The organism is Ruminococcus sp. RTP21198st1_G1_RTP21198_201120 (genome assembly GCF_040924265.1).
In the GTDB taxonomy this organism is placed as follows: Bacteria; Bacillota; Clostridia; order Oscillospirales; family Ruminococcaceae; genus Hominimerdicola; species Hominimerdicola aceti.
Genome location: NZ_JBCOMH010000005.1, coordinates 42,410 through 62,072 on the forward strand (window position 1 = coordinate 42,410; position 19,663 = coordinate 62,072).

Genomic DNA, 19,663 nt, shown 5'->3' on the forward strand with positions numbered 1-19,663 from the left:
ACCCTTCAAAAGCGTACTATTTTATATACCGCAGTTTGTGTTTTAAGAGCAGCTTGCAAACCAACGTCAGAATCTTCAAATATAATGCTTTCGTCAGGCGTGCAATGAAAATACTTCATGGCATAAAGATACCCGTCAGGAAAAGGTTTTGTCTTATCTGTCATTTCCTGTGTGACCACCAGATCAAAAAAATCATCATAATCGAAAAACTTCAAAAGCGTTGAAGTATTGCTTCTTGACGCGGTTGTTATTATTGCGATCTTTAAACCATTTGTCTTAAACAGTTCAGCTATCTTCAGAAGTGAAAAATTAGGACGTATAAAAGAGAAAAAGCTCTTATAATTATCACTTTTCCGTTTATGTATCAATTCTATATTTTCTTTATCCTCCACTCCTAAAAGAGGCAAAAAAGTCTTATAGTTTTTTCCCATACAATGCTCGTAAAAAAAATCCTCGCTTACATCACAAAAGCCGTTGCAGGCTTCTTTATAGGAAAGATAATTTGCCTTGTTCGTATCAAAAAGCGTACCATCTAGGTCAAACATTGCAAGCTTTAATTCCGATCCTTTTGTCAATATTATCAAACTCCTCAAAAATATCATTTACAACCATTACAAGGCCTGCATAAAACATTGCTGCACGATCACTGTCATTATTTATTTTATACGGCATCAGTCTCAGCCAATGCACTATCTCGTGAAAATATATGCTTTTGACTCTCTTGGCATCAAACGTGTCTTTTAGATACTTATCAAATCTTTTATACAATACGTCATATGACGTAGTTCTTGTTATCTTAAACGATATTTCATTTTTATTAACTTTGACCTTTGCTGTGTGCATAAAGAACTCATAATTTCCATGAAGCGATTGCAGAAGCTTGGAATAGTCAAGGTTAGGCGACGAATGGATATTTCCGCCATTTGGGTCAATAAGATAATACCCTTTGGGATAATTAATATTGCACACAATATTTTCTACTGTCAAATCTCCATGGATATCTGAATAATAGTCATTTTCAAATATTTCTTTCCAAAAGTCAAAGGAGTATAATTTGTCAAGAAACATTGTCAGATTATCATATGTTTCACCGTTGATGACAACCTTTTCATAGTTTGTCAATTCGCTCAAAACGTGTGCATTCATTATTTTATCTATGTTGGATCTGATCTTTTTATCATAATACTGCCTTATTGTATCAGCGTCAGCCTTGGAACTATATTTCTTAGAATAATTGCTTTCAAGATCGCTGACTACGCTCTCCATTATTCTCCAAGAACTCTCCAAAGGCATAGAATGTATGTAATCAAACAAACCTATAGAATCACCAAGATACGGCATATCATAGTAACAAACATTATTTTTCTGATACGCATCTAGGATCTCAGTAACATACAGCTGATCTTTATTATTTTGAAGCCACTTTACCTGTTCAAATAATTTTTCACCGTCACTGCCAAAGGCATACTTCCGATACACCATTCTTCCGCTTTTTATACATTGCAAAGTTGTTGCATTTGAACCTGCTGAACAGTTTCTCAATATAATTACATCTTTATTTATTTCAAGAAACCGGTCAATATAGTTTTTATCACGGATATCTGAGAAATATATTTTCAAAAAGTCAAGACAGCTGTTTTCATTTGTATATGGTATAATAAGCTCTCCTTTATTCTCAGAGCTGCATTTTTTGAATTTTTCAAAAAATGCGACCACTATTATAGACACACAAGTGAGGAAATTAAACAGCAGGAAAATAAAATAATAGTGAGAAAAACCATGACGTACATAATCAACAAATGGAGAATAAGAATCTATGCTGAACAAATTATTGAAAACATCTACGAAAGACGTGTTTTTTAAGCAATTTGAATACATCAGATATGACAAAATGTAGCAAGACCACATACAAAGTGTTCTCAGAACAAGCTTTGTTTTGTCGATCTTTTTCACTGTATTGCGTATGGTACAGATAAAAGACCACACAAATTCTAAGATGCAAAGCTGGATCTTCGTATTAAATATTGAGGAAAATACAAGCACACACTTTTTAAAACGTTTGCTAAATGTAACTGACAACCAAAGAAAAAACAGTAGCAGTGCTGAAAAACCGGTGAAGAAAATAAAATTCATCAGATTTTTCCCTGAGGCAAAAAAAATCGTCCCATAAATGAACGCTACAACGAAAACATCTAAGATCCTATCTATGATTATCACGGCAAGAGAAAATGCAACACCATTTTTTAGTTTTTTGCCAATTATCGCTGCTCTGACAATATCGCCAACATGAAATGGCAGAACATTATCCACCAAATAACCTATTCCTGTGCAAAACATCAAGTCTGAATCATGTGAATCTTCATAGACCGATATAAAACTTTTCCAACGCCTAATTCTAAAAAAGTGTCCAAGAGTTATCACCGCCAGCGCAGCTAAAAACATAAGAATGTTCATAGCAGCTCTCCAAATTCCGGTCTGTCAACTGCGTCCTGATACTCAGCAGGTGTACCAAATGATATATGATAATCCGTACCCACTACACCGGATATAAGTTTATTCTTTATCATGCTGTTATACACGCCGCTCATAAAATATTCACTATATTCGCACTCCGACAAATATCTCTTGGCGTTTTCAAGAAAAATGTCCTTATTTCTGAAATAATATGCTCCGCATATTGCATTTTCACTAATAACAACTTTCTCCTGAGTTCTAATAACAACACCATTTTCATCACACAAAGCATAGCTGAACTGCGGCAGATCTGATTTAAACGTGAACAACAAGCCGTCATACTTTGCCGCACTTTTTTTATCCATAAAATTGAACTCAGAGCAACAAAACATGTGATCGCAGTCATTAAACAAGACTGGTCTATCGTCATTGATATTTTCTACACCTGCCATGCAAGTCAGCACTGCACCTGCAAGAACCTCAGGTATTACCTCCACTCTAGCCTGTGGGAAATACGATAATATACGATTTTTTATATCGAACTTCTCTATATGTTCTTTCAGCACAACAAAAGTAACATCACAATCTGGATTATACTTCAGTATTGACATAGTGGACCAATAGAAGAATGGTCTGTCATGTATCTCGATCAATGGTTTAGGGGCTACATACCCGTCATTGAAAAAGCGCTGTCCCTTGCCGCCCATTGGCATTACTAAATGGAAATTTTTCATCGTTCTCCCCCAACAGTATTATCAAAAATGATCTTTCCCTTATATATATCTTTTTTGCAGTAGGAATCTATATACTTCTTTTTGTTAAGCCTATATCGCAAAGCCATGACAAACAAATTATATGACAAATTAAATAATTTTGCATTTGATACCTGATCTTCCTCACGCCATGTGATCGGATAAAACTTGAAATCAACATTATAATATGCTGAGAACAGCAGCATTTCAGCATTGAAATACAATGAATCCGACAGACCAATGTAAAATTTACTTTTGAGCATATTGGTGCTGTACATATTAAGTCCTGAACCCATATCTCTTATAGACTTTCCAGCTGCCAGTGAATAGATAAGATTAAAAACATGGTTTCCAAGTATGCGCTTTTTTGAATAACCTATCAGGCAAGATCTTGATTCAAATCTACCACCCAAAACGCAATCAGCCCTTTTATAACTTCTCTTTTTCAGAATTGGCAAAAAGTCTCTGATATCCGCCTGATCGTCGCCATGGAGGACAATAACGTAATCAAAATCATTTTCTAAAGCATAATTAAAAGCAACTTTGTGTGATCCGCCAAGATTAAAATTTGCATTATTATTTATTATCTTACACGGAAGTTCTCTATGCTGCAAAAGGTAATCCTGTGTAACCTTTACTGTATTATCCGTGCTTAAATTGTTTACCACAATGATCTCATCAACATATGTAAGCACATCGTCATTGATTTGTGAAAGCACTCTCGTGATCTGCTTCTCACAATTATAGACAGGTATAAACACCATGATCTTATCTTTCTTCATAACGCTTCTCCTTCATCGATATATGTCATATTACAGCTTGGAAATCGTCCTCATAAAAATATAGTTGCACGAAAGCGTCAGCGGCGTTACCAAGATCTTCGATAACATTTTGCTGTATTTAACTATCAATGATATATCCGTTGATGCTGACAGAAATTTATTTACATAAGAGATCAGCAACGACGCCACCGTTATCATGATAAGCTGATACATTATATACAAAATATATTTGCACATTAATGGGATCTTTGAATTATCATGTATAAATATCTTTCTCGTAGAAACTATGAAAACAAATGTTGCGCCTATTATTGAGCTTGTAAAATTCGCATAAACAACACTGATATTTATTAGCTGCGTCATCATAAAGTAGGATATGAAATCAAGCAAAAAACCTATTCCAGAAGTCAATACAAATTTGAACATCAGTAAATTATGACCTCTCAACAGAGGTTACAGTGTTTTAATAAAATCCTCCAAAAGCCCTGAAAATAAAGGATTTATCGCAATGTGTTCTCCTTATCTCTTTATACGGTTACACACAAGTTTACTCTTTCCCTCCTTGCTCATAAGGGCAAATACAAGGGCAAGAAAATCTCATAACAAGAATAAACATAAGTGTGGCAATCGGAGAACTGTGATGTATGTGCGAATATATTATAACGGAGGATTTTTCAATGGACAAGTATATTTACGATGATAAAAATGGTCTGTGGTATGAACTGCAAGGAGATTATTATATTCCTTGTCTTATCTTACCAACCGAAAAAGAACAGCCTATCGGTTTGTGGGGACAGCGGCATTTGCACTATCTGAAAGAATATCACAGGCTTACATATACCAATTTGCTCACAAGCGGAAGGCTGAACGAATACCTTGCCGAGATAGACAAACAGGCAAAGGATATGTTCCTTCGGTTGATAAAACAGATGTCGGAGCGTGAGGGCGTAACCGAGCAACTAAAAACAGAAAATCAAATGGAGTGGGTTGGCAGGATGAATAATATTCGCAGTAGAGCGGTGGAGATTGTAAATGCAGAACTGATTTACAGTTAAGCCGGAGCGGCGGCGAGGAAAACCTTGCCGCCGTTTTTATGTATATGACCGAAAAATCAAAGATTTATGGTATAATTCTAAAAGAGTTATTTTTTAAGACCATCGCCTCAAAAAACGTACTTAATAGGTGAAAGCGCTTTTAGGTCAAATGAGGGAGGTGAACAACATGGATGATCTGAGAATCATAGAACTCTACTTTAATAGAGATGAACAGGCGATCAAGGAGACGGATACAAAGTACGGAAAACTCTGCCACAGTATTGCCTATAACATTCTAAATAATCACGAAGATTCTGAGGAATGCGTTAATGATACTTATGTGAGTGTGTGGAACACCATTCCGCCTACAAGACCGCACAATTTCATGCCCTTTATCTGCAAGATTGCACGAAATCTCTCTTTGAAGCGACTGGAGTTTATGAAGCGAAAGAAACGGTCAGCGGAGATCATTTTATCCTTGGACGAGCTTGCGGCAGTATTGCCGGATGAACGATATGCCCCCGATGTGAGCGACGAGGATGTAGGTGAGCTGATCAGTACGTTTCTTCGCAGTCAGGAGGAATATGTCAGAAATGTCTTCATCCGCAAGTATTTTTATTTCGATTCTATAAGGGAGATTGCAAAGCGCTATTCTTTTACTGAGAGTAAGGTCAAAAATATGTTGTTCTACACCCGAAACAAGCTAAAAGATTACTTGATTAAGGAGGGCGTTGAAATATGAAAACACCGAGAATCGCAAATGCCATCGGGCAAATTGATGACGATCTTGTCGCCGACGCAGCTAAGTGCAAGAAGAAAAATAAGAAACATTGGTTAAAATGGGGTTCCTTGGCAGCATGCTTTGCAGTGATTGTAATTGTAGGGGCGGCAATCCTCCCATCGCTATTTCGGGAAAATGTAACACCGGAGGGAACCGACGGCAGATACAAGGACTTTTCTATCCGAGCCAGCGAATCTGCAATTGTATGGCCATGGGAGTATCAGACTGTATATGAAAAATATAGGAATGTCAAAATTGACGGTATTGAGTATCATGGAAAAGGCCGTGCGGTATCAGAAACATGGATTGGCGAGAGTATTGGCAACTACACTGTGGTTGGATATGATGAAGTCAATAATGGAAAAAAATATTCTGCCGAGTTTGAAGCATATGCATTGAAGGATATTGCTCAAAGTCAGTTTATAGCCGTAAAGATGGAGGACAGTTATTATGTCTTTCAAAATGACGAGTATGCTCCTCCGAACACCCTTGGTGAGCTTATGGATGCCGTAAATCTGTCCGAGGTCGTGGAGTTTCAGCGCTTTTCTGAGGGAGACAATACTCCTGATAGCAAACGTTTTGCATTGAGCAGTGACGATTATGTGTGGGAAGTTCTGTCCGAATGTAGGAACGCCCCTTTCGTTGAAGATCAAACATGGACGGTTGGTGACAGAAGTTACCTCAGTTTTACGATTACTTCCGAAGCACTTGGTGTTTACAAAGTTGCTCTGTATGTGACGGAAGACGGCTATCTGTGGACAAACGCATTTAATTGGCAGTATCTATTCAACATCGGCGAGGATGCTGCAAGCAGGATTATCCATTATGCGAAAGAGAATTCCACTGAAGTAGAGTATGAACCGTACAGAAACTCGGTAGCCGGTACAATCATTGAGATTACGGAAGAATATATCTTGGTGGATGATTCTATCCTGTGTAAGAAGCCGGCGGACGGTATCACCTACAAGGTTCTGCTAAATGACCTTCGTATCTCCCGTTATGTAGATTATGGAATTGTCAAGGTTGGTGATACCGTGCAAATTTCCTATGAAGGCGAAATTGATGAAACCAGTGGTAACACCATTGCAGGTGCAATTTCGGCATTTAAGGCAACAATCTCCGATGGAGATGTATTAATTTCTGAATGAACCACCTACGCCCTGCAAGACTTCAAAATCTTGCAGGGTGTTTCTCTGTCTTAAAATGTATGTAATCCCGCAAGGCAGAGGTACTGCCCTGCGGTGTTGTTTTCGGCATTAAAGCTATCTTTCTCTGTCGTGGGATTTTCGCTTTGGCTGGCTTCTCTGTCTGCCCACCGCCTGAAGCTGGCGCAGGCGTTTCAGTACGCTCTTCCGTTCGGGCGGCTTTGCCTGCTCTTTTTGGGCAGGTTTCTGTTTTTCCCTGACCTGCCTCTCCCATGCGGCAAGGTCACGATTGTACTGCTCCACGACAGCCTCCGCCTTGCGGTAGGTTGCCATGAACGCCTGCACATCGGGATAACCGTCCTCTTTCAGAACATCGGGCAGTTTATCCAGCTTTTCAGCGATTTCCTTTTCTGTCCGCTGTATCTGTTCTGTGAGCGCCTTGCGCTCCTTACCCTTGAAAATCCCTTTTGTGTCGGCAAGTTGCTGTTTCAGTTTCGGAAGTACCGTATCCTGCAAATGCCGGATTTCTTTCGCCTTATCCTGCGCCTTTATCATCAGCTTTTGCATGGTACGGAACTCTGCCATATCTATTTCAAGGACAGGCTTCGGCGGCATATCGTGTTCACGGATTAGGCTTTGCAGGAAGTCCTTTGCCTTGCTGACAATACTGCGGAACAGATTGGGGAGCCAGCCCTTGTTTTTGATAGACTGGCTCGTTTTTTCGTGTATCTCTGTCCGCTTGACTTCTAAAATCTTTGCTTCGGAGATACCTGATAATAACGCCATATCCGCTGTCCTGTTCCATTCCTGCCTTGCGGCATTGTCGGCTTTGATTTCGTCCTCTTTGGGATTGTTCTTGCCGATTTTCTTGGTCGGCAGATAGACGCTGTTTTTATCAAATACCTTTAAGTGCTGCTCAGGATCAGAGATATGGCGGTTGATAAGTTCCGTATACACTTCCTTTATCTCTCGGAGAAAAGGCTCTCCCTTAAAGCGTGTATCTTTGGCAGTAAACAGATGGCTTTCGTATACCTCGCCTTTTTTGATGACGGTACAGCCTTTCCGTATCTGCCCGTCCTCCCCCGTGATTTCCTTTTTGGTGCGGACACGCTTTCCAGTCTCATCAAAGAATACGCTGCGGGAAGCAATCTTCACATCAGGTTCGGGGAGCAGTTTCCTCTCGCTGAAAATCAGATGGATATGATAATTCGTCTTGCGCTTGTTGTGGTGGAGGGCGGACACGCACTCCACACCGTACCGCCTGCGGAACTCCTCTGTAAAGTCCGTGAGTACCTGCTGCGGTTCATATTGCGTATAGACTTCGGGCAAGGCGATAATCAGTTCCCTTGCTTCGATACATTTGCCCTCTGTGCCGCTGCACTGAAACTCCTGCTGGCTTTCCCTTGCAAGATTGCTCCAAAAGGTACTGTCGGCGGTGCGGTAGGTGGCATAGAGGTTTTCCTGCCTTGCATGGCTTGTAATATATGATATTCGCCCTTTGACATTGGGCAGCTTTGACATCTGGATAAAACTGTGTCTCGGCATACATCATCTCCGTTTTCTGTTGTCAAGGTGCGTCCTTTTTTGCAATCGTTTACGGTTGCGGCTGTCACTGCGGCAACGGTGACAGCCCCGTATCATACGCTGCAGGCGGTTGATACGGAAGCCCCCTGCAAGGGCGAAATACCCGGAGTACAAATCGAAGATTTGTGCGAGGGGTGTATTTCGCTCTCAAACGCCGAGGGCTTAGGGTTACTTCCCGAAAAAGAATGGATGGTCATTCCACTCTGCGGACATCATCGGGTTTCAGAAGATTTCTTCCCTGATTGACCGTCAGAAACCGTTCCAGCGTGTCCCTGCGGATAATGGTCTTGCGCCCCACTTTGAGGACGGGCAGCTTTCCCCATTCCACCAGCTTCCGCATGGTGTTCCTGCCGATACCCGTACATTCTGCGGCTTCCTCTATGGTAAGTCCCATTTTGACTGCGTTCATTCTATCAACCTCCTTTTTAGAATACTCATTTTGCAACTACTGTTTTATCATTATACTTATTCTGTCATCTCTTGTCAACCCGTTTTGCAACCATTCATAGTTTATTTACAATTTTTATCGAGATAATGGTTGCAAAATAAGTATCGGCGTGTTATACTGATACCAGTCAGGAGGTGAACACCTTGAAAAAAGAAACCACATTCACCGCAAAACAGGTCGGTGGGCGGATTAAGGAACGCCGCACAGAGTTAAACATTACCATGCCGGAACTCGGCAGGCGTGTGGGCGTGAACAAATCCACCATTCAGCGGTACGAAGCGGACGGGGTTAATCCGAAGCGCACAATGGTTATCAACGGTCTTGCGGAAGCGTTGCTCACAACTCCCGAATGGCTGACAGGTCTTTCCGATGATAAGGAATATGACACCTATACTCTCTGCCAGCGGGATATTGAGGAACACATCAAGAAGTATCTGGACACAGTTTCCCATACAGTAAAGGGCGAACCGCACCAGCAGCTTCTCACGACATTTCTCGGCAAGATGGTTGACCTGTATACGGTTATGACCTGCTACTTTGCTGACGCTATGGAGGAAGTTGACCGTGTGGCGGAGGACAAAGGGCTGAAAGAGTCTCTTGGACGGTACGCCATAGAGTCCGGGGCAATCATGGAGCAGGTATACCGCAAGAAGATGGAAGTGCCGATTGAGGATATGAAACGGTTTTTAGACGGGATTTTACATATCCACGATGAGGGGCGCACAAAAATGTCGATGGGCGCACTTTTCGGGATAGTGGAGGAAGCCGAAGAAAGGCTATCCGAAAAAGAAAATTCCGTGGCACCTTGACAAGTAAAGACGCCAGTTGACTTCCACTGGCGGAAGTGACACAATTACTTTACGCACACCATATGTCACAGTCCCGATTGCCACGGATAGAAAGGAGTTTTTTATCTATGGCAAAAGGTTCTGTAAGAAAGAAAGGAAAAAAGTGGTACGGACGCTTTTATATTGAAGATGAAAGCGGCAGAAAAGTGCAGAAAGAGTTTGCAGGCACAGAGAGCAAGGCGGAAACAGAAGCCATGCTCCGCAAAGCGATAGCGGACTACGAGGAAAAGCAGTTTGTCGGGAAAGCGGAAAACATCACGGTAGGCGATATGCTGGATATGTGGGTAGAGGAAGAACTGAAACCCGGCAACTTAAGCAACGGGACGGTCATGTCCTATCAGGGAACGGTCAACCGTATCAAGCAATATCCCATTGGCAAACGCAAGCTGAAAACCGTGACCGCCGACCATTTGCAGGCGTTCATTGATTTTCTGAGCTACGGTGGGACAAACCCGGACGGGACAACTTCAAAGCCCATGAGCAAAGGATATATGCTCCTGTTCTCGGCGGTGTTGCAAAATTCCTTCCGCTTTGCGGTTTTCCCGAAAAAACTGATTACCTTTAACCCTATGCAGTATGTGAAGCTGAGGGGCAGGAAGCAGGAAACGGATATTTTCTCGGACAGTGAGGAAGATACTTCCAGTATTCCTACTATCACCCATGAACAGTTCCAAAAGCTGGAGGAATTTCTCAAGGCAAAAGATAATCCCGCCTTGCTGCCTGTGCAGATAGCGTACTACACGGGGCTTCGTATCGGGGAAGTATGCGGCTTGACTTGGCAGGATATTAACCTTGAGGAACAATATCTCACGGTACGCCGAAGCATGCGCTATAACGGAACAAGGCACACAACCGAAGTGGGAACGACAAAACGGAGCAAAGTCCGCACCGTTGATTTCTGCGACACGCTGGCGGCAATCCTGCGGGCGGCGAGAACAGAACAGCGCAAAAACCGTTTCCGCTACGGGGAGTTTTATCACCTGAACTACTACAAAGAAGTAAAGGAAAAAGGGCGCACCTATTATGAGGTTTACAGCCTGCAAAGGACAGAGGAAGTCCCGGAGGATTACAAGGAAATCTCCTTTGTCTGCCTGAGAGCAGACGGGGCGTATGAAGCGCCGAGTACGGTAGGGATTATGTGCAGGGCGGCAAAGAAGAAAGTGAAAGGGCTTGAAGATTTCCATTTCCACACGCTCCGTCACACCTACACAAGCAATCTGCTTTCCGGCGGCGCAAAGCCGAAAGATGTGCAGGAACTTCTCGGACACTCCGATGTCAGTACCACAATGAACATCTACGCTCACTCTACAAGGGAAGCGAAGCGTACTTCCGCAAGGCTGCTGGATAAGGTGGTCGGCGGGGAATAAAAAGTTGCCCTTGTTTCGGCTCGTAAGGGCAAAAACAAGGGCAAACAGATAAGGTTTGAATGAAAAACAGGCGTGAAGCCTTGAAAAATCAATGGTTTTTGAGGATTAGATAGTTAAATTCAAATTTTATTATCTTGTCAAGGTCAAGCTTTTTCACATTAAAATCTCCATCGTAAAACGTTTTCTGTTTCATGTATTATTTTAACACATCATCAAGGAAAAATCAAGCATTTTCGGATAATTAATCCAAAAACAAACTTTTTGTCATATCGTTTCTAGTATAGCTTTTTTGCGGTCAATTCTTCAAGAGTGCCGATCTTATTGAACAGGTCTTTTGTTACATAGATGGTGATATATTGGTCATAGGTCTCAAATTTATATGGTTTATAGAAATATATTCTCTTGACAGCCACATAATTATCAACATCTATGTCAGGATATGCCTTTGTTATCTCACAACGCTCTATGACTACATCAGGTTCTCCCTGCTCTCGCCACTTGGAAAATTCTTCTTCTGCTTCTTTCTGGGTATTAGCCCGATAGTACTGAAACGTTTTGTCATGTTTATCAATATTGAAATAACAAAATATATTTTTATCAAAATATGGGTTTAATGCAACGGATATGCCCTGTAGATTTGGATAATCATGCCACATATAATCAGCTTCATCAACATTCCAGAAAGCATCATCATCTATTTCACCATTAAGAACCTGCTGCCAATAGCCCATGATCTTATAATCATCAAGGTGGTATTCTTTTATAAAGTCAGCGGCTTCATCAAACCAATATGGATAGCGAATATCAAAATATGATGATGTACAGCTCCATGCAATTGGTATCAGCAATGGTAGAAATGCAATGGCTTTTACAATAACTTTAAGTTTCTTTCCAATCTTAGCCGATATTTTGTTCATGTACTCAGGCAGCAGAACTTTGCCGCTTTCATCAACTATTATCCAAAGAACAAAGATCACAAACGCTGTTATAACGCCTATGTGGTGTGGAGATATATAAACAAAAGAGCCGAATATGGAAAGCACTCCATATGGAAGCAAAAAAGTCAGCAGTTTTTTATTTCTGTATGTTATCGTCACAAATAGTGCCACAAGCAGGATAGAAACAACGATAACAGGGATCTGGCTTGCTATCTCGCTTGGAACGCCAGCATAATTAAAAAACGATGTGATTATCGAGTCAGAAAAGATCACAAAGCAAAACAGAATATTTATACAGCTAAAGTCAAATTTCTTTTCTGTTTCACTTGACATTTTACCGCCAAGGTACACATTTTCATCCGGCACAATAGCAGCCATGACCAACATTGCAAATATCAGCAGACAAAACATCAGCCAACAGCGGCGGTCTTTCAGTATGTCTGCAAGTTTTCCGCTTTTTTTATACTCTGTAAAAATTTCTATTAGCCACACGATACACAGACAGCCCGCAATTATTATGCCATATGAATGCACAGCGCACATGAGCGCAAGGCACAAAAGATATTTTACAGGGTGTTCATTTCTATTCTTATAGCACGCTGCCGCAAGGAAAATCGCAAGCACAAGTATGCAATAAGGTCTGCTTACAACGCCGTACTGATAAAACAGGAAGAAGTTAAACGGCAACAGACAACGTATCAGCTTTGGAAAAGGTGACTTGAAAAGCAAGACCGCCACAGCAAGGGTCATAAAAAAATATTGACTGCCGCAAGGGACAGCTCATAGGGTGCGCCAAGCTTTGCGAAAGGCGCCAATATCAAATGCCATAGTGGCGGGTGACCCTCATAGTGTGGTATCTCAAAAAGTATCTCCTTTATAGTTCCCGAACGTGCAATCGCCCATGACTGAGCTTCATCAAACCACGGTTCATGAAAAAACGATACAGTGCAAACGCCAAGCAGGTATATTATCAGCGTTATAACATCGCATTTTCCATGCTCTTTGCTGAATGCCCAGCTTTTAAATTTCTCTTTCATTAATATCCTCCAAAAAAATAATTGACATATAAATTATACCATTTATTAAGAAATTAGTCAATGTTTTTGTAAAACTTTTTGCGACAGATATTGACATGATTAGACTTGTACTCAATGTCTGCAATAAAAAGAAATAACCGCCCCACGTCCAATAGGTCGGTTATTTCTTAAAGAAAAAACTATATTGGAGGTAAACCGCTTACAGCAGTATGCCTCTTTTTTGTTATCTTAATTATTCCACGGCAATGACAGATCGTCAATAGTTTCAGAATTTAATGCCCCAACTGAAATTCTCAGGGAGATCGTAAGGTTTGTTCACAGGGTCAGGATACTGCCCTACAATGCCTTTAGACCTTGGCGAACTTGTATCACACCACTGTGCAAGCTTATATCTGCCGTCCTCCCCTGCGATCCAATAAGCATAGCCTGCATTGTCACCATTTCCATTAAGTGCATCATGGACAGCTTTTTCAAGTTTTTTTGAAGAGTCAGGCTCGGCGGTGCAATCAACAACAGCCGTGCAAGAGCTGACATCAATATCTTTTCCCTCACACTGCATATCAGTAACGACCGCATTTACAGTATTGAACACTATCTTTGCATTGCTGTTTGCGCTTTTAAGCTTTGCCTTTTTGATATAACTCATCATAGTTGGTATGAGAATAGCCGCAAGCACGCCGATAATGGCAATAACCACCACAAGCTCCACCAAAGTAAAGCCTTTTTTATTCATGTCTTTCCCTCAATTCTTTCATCGGAATATTGATCCCCATTTAATATTTCGACAAGTATATTATACAAAATTTACCCGATTTTGTCAAGGAAGAGGCAGGCTTAATTACTCAATTTTACCATTTGCACAAAGGCAGGCTATTCTGATTGTCTATTTTATATATTTTCAGACAAAAAAGAACCGCTCATTTGAGCGGTTCTCAAAATGCTTTAATTGTAAATTAGCCAGCTGCAGCTGCACTCCAATCAGCCTTTGCGTATGCTGTATCACGGAATGCCTTATTAGCATCGTCAGGCTTGCTACATGGGTTTGGATACTGACCAAGAACTCCACCTGTTGGGTTCTCAACGTCAGACCACTGAGCAAATGTAACGTTACCATCATCGCCAAGAACATATACGCAATAGCCAGCGCCATCACCATTGTCCTTAAGTGCATTCCAAACTGCAGAAGCAAGCTTAGCCTTTGCGTCATCTCCAGTGCCACCAAAATTCGCCGCAATCTTGTTACCCTTACTTGATGCAGTCTTCATTGAAGCATCAGCTGTTACTGATGTACCCTCAACGAGCATATCAGCAGCCTCGTTGTTTACAGTTGTGAAAACGAGCTTAGCGTTTGAGTTAGCTGTCTTGAGCTTTGACTTCTTTACATAGTTCATCATTGTAGGAACGAGGATAGCTGCAAGGATACCGATGATAGCGATAACAACTACGAGCTCTACAAGGGTGAAACCTTTTCTGTTAGATTTCTTCATAGAAAATCCCTCCATAATAAATTAAATAAATTTGTTTATAAAAGTGCCGCAAGCCGATTTAAGCAGCTACTTTCCAATAATTAAACGGCTTTCGGAGTTCTTTGTGTTCTCCTTATCACCATGATTAAAGTATACATCATCTTGTCCAAAATGTCAATAGTTTTTCAGATTTTTTCTCAACTTTGTTCAACTTGACGAAAAACTAATTTTCAATCGGTCATTTTGACGATTTGTAACACTATGTTGACATTCTCACAAAAAATTCTGTCACACACTTTGTCACACACCGTTTTATGATGTATTACCTTACATCGTCCTTAATTATATCTTAAAACAAATAAATTGTCAAGACTTATTTAACACTTTCGTTATTTTTGTGAACTCTGTACACTTCTCATTCATTTTTGAATACATTTTGCACTAATTGTTTCACAAGTTTAACTATTTGTATAATTCCTTCATCTTATTATACAGATTTTCAGAAGCGTTTTCTATCTCCGCCCTGCCATAATAGAGCGACTCGGAGGTGCTTATAAAAAGGTCAAGTACTTCCTGATTTTCGAGCTTCGGTGACATTATTTCAAGCTCGTCTGAGTTTGCCATTTTCTCGTTGGCTTTATACTCTATCCCGTCAAGCATATCCCTCGCTTCAAGGGCTTCCAATGCCGCCTTTGATGCAGGCACGCCCTTTCCCATACCCTGCAGGAGAGCCATTTCCTCACCGTTCACAAGATAGTCAAGAAGCTTTGCGGCTTCCTCAGGGGACTTGGTATTTTTCTTTATGGCATAAACGCTAGTGGGCTTTTTATACCAACCGCTGCTCACGGCCTGCTTATGCTTTGGATAGTCGCCGATAACGATGTCAAAGCCAAACTTCTGAGCAGGCTCGCAGTAATACTCTGCGTCTGATATCCAGGAAGCCACGCCTGCCGTCAGACACTTTTCAAGATCGTTCCTATCGAAATCCCACGCAGGCTTTGTGACCTTTTTATTTAGCATTTCCTGATAAAAGGCGAGCATGAGCCTTACATCCTCCAAGGTATACTGAAACTCACCGCTGTCAGATAACATTTTTCTTCCCGTTACCTGCTCTACATACGCCACAGAGCTGAGATAAGACGCTTTTTTCGTCAATTCAACAGGATAGACCTCATCTGACTTCATGACCTCTGCCGCTTTTATAAGGTCAGACCAATTTTCAGGCAGGCTCAGACCATATCTGTCATACATGGTCTTATTATAGTAGAAGGTTATACAGTTCGTACCGGTAGGCAAGGCATTAAGTTTGCCGTTTATAGTGCCATACGAAAGGCTGTCATCATCAAATGCTGAGAGATTTATGTATTCCGACAGCTCATTAAGGTCATAAAAGTCCTCGCCGTCGGGAGAATATTCATAGAGCCAACTATAGTTTAACTGCATGATATCTGCGGTGGTGTCAGAGAAAAATTCCACGTCCATTCGTGTTTTGAAGCCGTCAAAGTCTGCATACTCAGGCCTTACCACAACGTCCTTATTGCTGTTCTGATAGGCTTTAAGCCCATCGAGAGTATACTCGTTGCGCACGTCCTTGCCCCACCACGAGAAGGACACCTCAGTCTTTACGGTATGCTCCATTCTTCTTTCAAACAATGCACAGCCCGTCATGACAGTCACTGTGCAGATCGCCGAAGCGGTCAAAGCCGCACATCGTACAATGCGTGTTCTCAACTGCGGCTCACCTCTTCCTCTTTTTTATCATATATCACTGCTCTTGCGTCCTCGCTGTGTTCTGCTTTCTCGCAGGCTTTTTCTGCCATTTCGTAAAGTTCATCATAATCATCGCTTGTTTCAGGGTAGACCGACGCACCCACTGCACATTTTATGTAACCCCTGTCATCGTCAAGGCAACATTCCTTCAGCTTATCGTTAAGCTCTTTAACATAAGCCCTCACATTACCATAGGCTCTAACAAGGTCAAAGTTCGTGTGGTCTGCAAACAGAACAAACTCGCCCTCCCTGAAAATTCCGCAGATATCGCCCTCCTTGCGGTTCTCCACCAGTATTTCGGCGACCTTTCGCTCAGCTTCCGCCACTATCTCTTCGCCATAGTTGAGCCTTATAAGCTCCAGATTTGTTATTTTCACGATAATAAATGCGATAGTCGAGCCTGAGATACAAGTTTCCATTTTATCCATAATGCTGTTTTCGGTATATTCCGCAGTGAAAAGCCCTGTATTTTCGTCCACCTTTGGATATTTTCCAAACTTCGGTCCGTTCTGCGGGTCGTTATCCGCCGCCGCTGCCGCAGATATCATAATAAATACGACTGCGCAGCAAATAAAGATACCAAGGCATTTAAGCCCTGTTTTCACATAGTGACGCAAAGTGTCTGACATATCCACGGTAGTAATGACCACCCAATCGTCACGGCAATCATCAATAGCACAGATAGTAGTCATATCCGAAACGGTGACGCCAGTGCCTCCCTCAAGGAATTTAGAGAGCTTTTCATCGAGTTTTTCGCCGACAACACTTTTTCCGTCGTTAGCATAGATTATCCTGCCATCGTCATCACACAGCATGGTATTTATCTCGCTGTAATTGTCAGAGGGCAGAAAAACAAGATCAAACTCCGTTGAAAACACAGAAGAGATAAAAATAAGATCGTCATTTATCCTGCCTGCGAAATACACTCGTCTGTAGTTATCGTCCTGTCCCGTGAACCATTTTATCTTGCTGTCACCCATAAGGTCGGAAACTCTCTTGTATATCTCATCGTCAAATATATCCTTTGTACCATCGGTTATCTTTCCTACATTATGTTCATTACTGCTTACAATGCCAAAATCAGTATAGTTGCCCAATGTACTAAGCTCTATAAGCCTCTCAGTGAGAACATTCTCCTCATTAAGCACAGCAAATTCGCTCTTTGACGTATCCGTAGGATCATATTTCGCATAGTCCTCATTGCCCATTATAAGCTTGGCAGTGTCCTCCATTTTCTTCATAAAGGCAGCCACATTCTGGTCTGCTTCCGCATTTATGGCAGAGCAAAGCTGAGCCTCTTTCTGAAATGCGTTCACACCGCTGTAATAGCAGGCACACGCATACACAAGCAGACAAGCAACGAACAGCACTAACACGCTTGTTTTCAAAATAGATCTTCTATATTTTTTTATTTTATCATACAGTTCAAAATCAGCAGAATTTTTCAAAAGCTATATCACCTCTCAGGCTAAATCATTATAATCATTATTAATTATAACACATATGCCCATAAAATAAGTGATTTTTTTGTTAATTATTGCTCAATTTGTATTGTACGGTTTATATTTTCTCTGACACGGCACTGTCTAACCTTATTTGCATGGCGTTTCTTTTTGGTTTCCGCTTCAAAAAGCGACAGTGCCGCCCATGCCGCTGTGAACACGATGCCTGCGGCAAACACTGCTCCCATGTTCCTCTCTGCCACCGCAACAAACAGGAAAAACAGCACCATTCTCATTATAGTTTTCATAAGCCACCTGTCGCCGCCTGCACCTGCCGCAACGATAAAAACATTCATCATGATTATCCATATCATTTTTACACACATCCTCATATTTTTCTTTTTCTATTTCGGGGCTGTATGTATGATAACACAACTTCATGAATTTGAGGGGTAATTTTTTGGACAGCAAGTTTTTTGTCGATATGCACAGATAAGAACGTTTGTTTTGATATAAATTCTACAAATCCAAAAGACCCCGCGGCAAAAGCCACAGGGTCTTTCAGAGAAGTAAGAAGTATAATATGAAGAAAAAATTATGAATGGGGAATGCTAAAGTTATGTATTTTCCCATGCCATTTCACTTTTGCCGCACTCTGAAAATTCAGAGCACAGCGAGATGAAATGAAAAGAAGAATGAAGGAAAATTATATATGAAAACTCATTATATGAAAAACTCATTATGAGTAATTGGTTGACGGAACTTTCATCAAGCTCTCAAAGCTTTTGCCTGAGGTCTTTCTCGGTGTTCCTCTGACCTTGTATATATAATACCTGTTCAATATGATAGTTTTATGAAAAGACACTGAAAATAAGCTGATAAGAATGGCAAAGTGGTTTTCATAAAAATCGAGGGCAGACCATTGTCCGCCCTCGGCATATCGTTTTATCTCTGCTCTGCTTTCGCAAAATGCACCTCTCCGTCATTTCTCGCAAAGCTTATGACCTCATCAAAGTCATGACAGAGCATCGAATATTTCAGCGGCTTTCTTATCATCACCGCTCCCGACCTTATGGATACCGGCACTGTACCTCCTTTGTACGCCGTTTCAATACCGTTTTTCTCCATGACAGCTTTCGCTATCTTTGTCACCTTTTCAACATCATCAAGCCCTGTGACCATAACGAACTCGTCGCCGCCTATCCTCAGAACAGGCATATCTTCCCCTGCGGCGGCGTTTATCCTTTTTAGGCTCTCAAGTATCACCTTGTCCCCTGCCTCTCTGCTTATTTCATCGTTTATCCTCATCAGTCCCACAATGTCAAAGCACAATACATATGTGCCTGTTCTCTCGTTAAGATAATCAAAAAGTTCAGTTACGTCAAATTTCTTGTTGCCCATATAATATGCTCCTTTTAAATAGTCACGGTTGAGCTTTGGAAAAAGTCCGCAGCTCTTGTTCCATTCTTTCTTGAACACCGAGGGTGCAACGCCCCACTGCTTTGTGAACGCTCTTGTAAAGACTTCGTGGGAATTGTACTGATACTTCATGGCGATATCCATGACGGTCATATCAGTATTGAGAAGATCTATCCCTGCATTGGTGAGCCGCCTTTTTGAGATATACTCTTTAAGGCTTGTATGCGTGGCGTATCTCCACAATTTCTGAAGTGCCGAAAGCGAGCAATAGCACACTGCCGCTATATCCTCCTGCGTGAACTCACTGCACAGATTGTGTTCGATATAATCAAGTGCTGTGGTGAAAATACAGAAATTGTTCTGGTCTTCCTTTCTCATTCCCCTGCCCCCTCGTAT

20 protein-coding genes and 1 pseudogene are annotated in these 19,663 nt (G+C 41.3%); 5 read left to right on the top strand and 16 right to left on the bottom strand.

Annotated elements, in window-relative coordinates; all coding sequences use genetic code 11:
* Window positions 1-5: 5 nt before the first annotated feature.
* From AB5627_RS04390 to AB5627_RS04415, 6 genes and pseudogenes are all read right to left on the bottom strand, one after another.
* Window positions 6-575 (bottom strand): HAD family phosphatase, encoded by a 570-nt coding sequence (locus AB5627_RS04390; RefSeq protein ID WP_022287879.1) that lies wholly within the window; start codon window positions 573-575, stop codon window positions 6-8.
* Window positions 538-1,542 (bottom strand): hypothetical protein, encoded by a 1,005-nt coding sequence (locus tag AB5627_RS04395; protein ID WP_265290687.1) that lies wholly within the window; start codon window positions 1,540-1,542, stop codon window positions 538-540. Before AB5627_RS04395 ends, AB5627_RS04390 begins: the two co-directional genes overlap by 38 nt.
* 375 nt (window positions 1,543-1,917) lie before the next feature.
* A pseudogene (locus AB5627_RS04400) lies at window positions 1,918-2,454 on the bottom strand (lysylphosphatidylglycerol synthase domain-containing protein); the annotation flags it as partial.
* Window positions 2,451-3,188, bottom strand: coding sequence for a glycosyltransferase family 2 protein (locus AB5627_RS04405; RefSeq protein ID WP_022287881.1), 738 nt, complete (start codon window positions 3,186-3,188; stop codon window positions 2,451-2,453). The pseudogene AB5627_RS04400 and the gene AB5627_RS04405, both read right to left, overlap by 4 nt.
* Window positions 3,185-3,988 carry a glycosyltransferase family 2 protein gene (locus tag AB5627_RS04410; protein WP_022287882.1) on the bottom strand — a complete coding sequence of 268 codons (804 nt, stop codon included), beginning with the start codon at window positions 3,986-3,988 and terminating at the stop codon, window positions 3,185-3,187. The genes AB5627_RS04405 and AB5627_RS04410 overlap by 4 nt, the downstream gene beginning before the upstream one ends.
* 30 nt (window positions 3,989-4,018) lie before the next feature.
* Window positions 4,019-4,414, bottom strand: a complete 396-nt coding sequence (locus AB5627_RS04415; RefSeq protein ID WP_368369693.1) for a GtrA family protein — start codon at window positions 4,412-4,414, stop codon at window positions 4,019-4,021.
* A 251-nt stretch (window positions 4,415-4,665) separates the two neighbouring features.
* Between AB5627_RS04415 and AB5627_RS04420 the strand changes: the two genes are divergently transcribed.
* The 3 genes from AB5627_RS04420 (at window position 4,666) to AB5627_RS04430 (ending at window position 6,951) form a co-directional block, all read left to right on the top strand.
* The gene (locus tag AB5627_RS04420; protein ID WP_118054371.1) at window positions 4,666-5,043 is read left to right on the top strand and encodes a TnpV protein; all 378 of its coding nucleotides are present in this window, start codon (window positions 4,666-4,668) and stop codon (window positions 5,041-5,043) included.
* A 166-nt stretch (window positions 5,044-5,209) separates the two neighbouring features.
* Window positions 5,210-5,764 carry an RNA polymerase sigma factor gene (locus tag AB5627_RS04425; RefSeq protein WP_207737267.1) on the top strand — a complete coding sequence of 185 codons (555 nt, stop codon included), beginning with the start codon at window positions 5,210-5,212 and terminating at the stop codon, window positions 5,762-5,764.
* The gene (locus AB5627_RS04430; RefSeq protein ID WP_195413017.1) at window positions 5,761-6,951 is read left to right on the top strand and encodes a hypothetical protein; all 1,191 of its coding nucleotides are present in this window, start codon (window positions 5,761-5,763) and stop codon (window positions 6,949-6,951) included. The genes AB5627_RS04425 and AB5627_RS04430 overlap by 4 nt, the downstream gene beginning before the upstream one ends.
* Window positions 6,952-7,065: 114 nt before the next feature.
* Here AB5627_RS04430 and AB5627_RS04435 read toward each other — a convergent pair whose 3' ends face one another.
* Together AB5627_RS04435 and AB5627_RS04440 are read right to left on the bottom strand one after the other, a co-directional pair.
* Entirely contained in the window at window positions 7,066-8,493 is a 1,428-nt protein-coding gene (locus AB5627_RS04435) for a MobA/MobL family protein (protein WP_195413016.1), read from the bottom strand.
* 232 nt (window positions 8,494-8,725) lie between these two features.
* Complete coding sequence (locus tag AB5627_RS04440; RefSeq protein WP_195370581.1) at window positions 8,726-8,941, bottom strand: helix-turn-helix domain-containing protein; 216 nt, start codon at window positions 8,939-8,941, stop codon at window positions 8,726-8,728.
* A 173-nt stretch (window positions 8,942-9,114) separates the two neighbouring features.
* On the opposite strand from AB5627_RS04440, the gene AB5627_RS04445 reads away from it, so the two are divergent.
* The gene (locus tag AB5627_RS04445) at window positions 9,115-9,789 is read left to right on the top strand and encodes a helix-turn-helix domain-containing protein (RefSeq protein WP_334298868.1); all 675 of its coding nucleotides are present in this window, start codon (window positions 9,115-9,117) and stop codon (window positions 9,787-9,789) included.
* A 107-nt stretch (window positions 9,790-9,896) separates the two neighbouring features.
* Window positions 9,897-11,195 (top strand): tyrosine-type recombinase/integrase, encoded by a 1,299-nt coding sequence (locus AB5627_RS04450; protein ID WP_002586625.1) that lies wholly within the window; start codon window positions 9,897-9,899, stop codon window positions 11,193-11,195.
* A 275-nt stretch (window positions 11,196-11,470) separates the two neighbouring features.
* Here AB5627_RS04450 and AB5627_RS04455 read toward each other — a convergent pair whose 3' ends face one another.
* The 8 genes from AB5627_RS04455 to AB5627_RS04490 form a co-directional block, all read right to left on the bottom strand.
* On the bottom strand, window positions 11,471-12,883 hold the full coding sequence (locus AB5627_RS04455) for a hypothetical protein (protein ID WP_333635152.1): 1,413 nt from the start codon (window positions 12,881-12,883) through the stop codon (window positions 11,471-11,473).
* On the bottom strand, window positions 12,880-13,170 hold the full coding sequence (locus AB5627_RS04460; RefSeq protein WP_278643127.1) for a hypothetical protein: 291 nt from the start codon (window positions 13,168-13,170) through the stop codon (window positions 12,880-12,882). The genes AB5627_RS04455 and AB5627_RS04460 overlap by 4 nt, the downstream gene beginning before the upstream one ends.
* Before the next feature lie 265 nt (window positions 13,171-13,435).
* Window positions 13,436-13,903: a type II secretion system protein gene (locus AB5627_RS04465; protein ID WP_368369694.1), complete on the bottom strand. Its 468-nt coding sequence runs from the start codon at window positions 13,901-13,903 to the stop codon at window positions 13,436-13,438.
* A 220-nt stretch (window positions 13,904-14,123) separates the two neighbouring features.
* Window positions 14,124-14,657 carry a type II secretion system protein gene (locus AB5627_RS04470; protein ID WP_288971209.1) on the bottom strand — a complete coding sequence of 178 codons (534 nt, stop codon included), beginning with the start codon at window positions 14,655-14,657 and terminating at the stop codon, window positions 14,124-14,126.
* A 441-nt stretch (window positions 14,658-15,098) separates the two neighbouring features.
* Entirely contained in the window at window positions 15,099-16,367 is a 1,269-nt protein-coding gene (locus tag AB5627_RS04475) for an ABC transporter substrate-binding protein (RefSeq protein ID WP_329963963.1), read from the bottom strand.
* A complete protein-coding gene (locus tag AB5627_RS04480; protein ID WP_022287887.1) occupies window positions 16,364-17,854 on the bottom strand; it encodes a diguanylate cyclase in 1,491 nt (496 codons plus the stop codon). The genes AB5627_RS04475 and AB5627_RS04480 overlap by 4 nt, the downstream gene beginning before the upstream one ends.
* Before the next feature lie 86 nt (window positions 17,855-17,940).
* On the bottom strand, window positions 17,941-18,222 hold the full coding sequence (locus AB5627_RS04485) for a hypothetical protein (protein WP_022287888.1): 282 nt from the start codon (window positions 18,220-18,222) through the stop codon (window positions 17,941-17,943).
* 571 nt (window positions 18,223-18,793) lie between these two features.
* Window positions 18,794-19,645 (bottom strand): helix-turn-helix domain-containing protein, encoded by an 852-nt coding sequence (locus tag AB5627_RS04490; RefSeq protein ID WP_022287889.1) that lies wholly within the window; start codon window positions 19,643-19,645, stop codon window positions 18,794-18,796.
* Window positions 19,646-19,663: the final 18 nt, after the last annotated feature.

Excerpts from the sequence above, each read along its gene's own strand:
- AB5627_RS04460 (WP_278643127.1), bottom strand. The coding sequence starts at position 13,170 with ATGAAAGAGAAATTTAAAAGCTGGGCATTCAGCAAAGAGCATGGAAAA.
- AB5627_RS04420 (WP_118054371.1), top strand. The coding sequence starts at position 4,666 with ATGGACAAGTATATTTACGATGATAAAAATGGTCTGTGGTATGAACTG.
- AB5627_RS04425 (WP_207737267.1), top strand. The coding sequence starts at position 5,210 with ATGGATGATCTGAGAATCATAGAACTCTACTTTAATAGAGATGAACAG.
- AB5627_RS04405 (WP_022287881.1), bottom strand. The coding sequence starts at position 3,188 with ATGAAAAATTTCCATTTAGTAATGCCAATGGGCGGCAAGGGACAGCGC.
- AB5627_RS04470 (WP_288971209.1), bottom strand. The coding sequence starts at position 14,657 with ATGAAGAAATCTAACAGAAAAGGTTTCACCCTTGTAGAGCTCGTAGTT.
- AB5627_RS04415 (WP_368369693.1), bottom strand. The coding sequence starts at position 4,414 with ATGTTCAAATTTGTATTGACTTCTGGAATAGGTTTTTTGCTTGATTTC.
- AB5627_RS04430 (WP_195413017.1), top strand. The coding sequence starts at position 5,761 with ATGAAAACACCGAGAATCGCAAATGCCATCGGGCAAATTGATGACGAT.
- AB5627_RS04410 (WP_022287882.1), bottom strand. The coding sequence starts at position 3,988 with ATGAAGAAAGATAAGATCATGGTGTTTATACCTGTCTATAATTGTGAG.
- AB5627_RS04455 (WP_333635152.1), bottom strand. The coding sequence starts at position 12,883 with ATGACCCTTGCTGTGGCGGTCTTGCTTTTCAAGTCACCTTTTCCAAAG.
- AB5627_RS04440 (WP_195370581.1), bottom strand. The coding sequence starts at position 8,941 with ATGAACGCAGTCAAAATGGGACTTACCATAGAGGAAGCCGCAGAATGT.
- AB5627_RS04450 (WP_002586625.1), top strand. The coding sequence starts at position 9,897 with ATGGCAAAAGGTTCTGTAAGAAAGAAAGGAAAAAAGTGGTACGGACGC.
- AB5627_RS04490 (WP_022287889.1), bottom strand. The coding sequence starts at position 19,645 with ATGAGAAAGGAAGACCAGAACAATTTCTGTATTTTCACCACAGCACTT.
- AB5627_RS04435 (WP_195413016.1), bottom strand. The coding sequence starts at position 8,493 with ATGCCGAGACACAGTTTTATCCAGATGTCAAAGCTGCCCAATGTCAAA.
- AB5627_RS04485 (WP_022287888.1), bottom strand. The coding sequence starts at position 18,222 with ATGATATGGATAATCATGATGAATGTTTTTATCGTTGCGGCAGGTGCA.
- AB5627_RS04465 (WP_368369694.1), bottom strand. The coding sequence starts at position 13,903 with ATGAATAAAAAAGGCTTTACTTTGGTGGAGCTTGTGGTGGTTATTGCC.